This window comes from Xylophilus sp. ASV27 (genome assembly GCF_016428875.1).
In the GTDB taxonomy this organism is placed as follows: Bacteria; Pseudomonadota; Gammaproteobacteria; order Burkholderiales; family Burkholderiaceae_C; genus Xylophilus.
In genome coordinates this window covers 1-433 of sequence record NZ_JAELTO010000281.1, presented here as the reverse complement: position 1 = coordinate 433, position 433 = coordinate 1, and the positions used below count along the sequence as shown (strand labels likewise).

1 protein-coding gene is annotated in these 433 nt (G+C 64.2%); it reads right to left on the bottom strand.

The window, feature by feature from the left end; all coding sequences use genetic code 11:
* Window positions 1–433 (bottom strand): transposase (locus tag JHD63_RS22880; protein ID WP_198973117.1); only part of this gene is annotated, 433 nt, incomplete at both ends.

The window sequence follows — 433 nt, the reverse complement described above, 5'->3', positions numbered from 1 at the left end:
CACGTGGCGTTGCGCGCGCAGGACTGCCTCGGGGGACGTAATCCTCGGGAAGGGCAGGCACCTGGCGTTCGATGAAGTTTTTTTTATCGCCGACAGACTTGTCGGCGACGAGGCGCTCGGCCATGAGGAACCCGTAGGCGGCGATGCTCAAGGCGGCATGGTGGTGAAACCCCCGCCACCCTCGGCCCTCGTAGTGGCCCAGGCCGAAATCCTGCTTCAGATCCTGGTAGTCACGCTCGATGCGCCAGCGCTGATGGGCGATGTCGACCAACTCGTTGATCGGCGTGTCCTCTGGCAGGGTGGACAAGAAGTATTTGCTCGGTTCGGCATCGTTTGCCGGCCACTCGATGAGCAGCCACTGCTCGGGATGCAGACGTGCCTTGCCCGTATTGCCGCCGGCGTGGCGCACCCGCACGGCCGCAAAGCGGCCGTT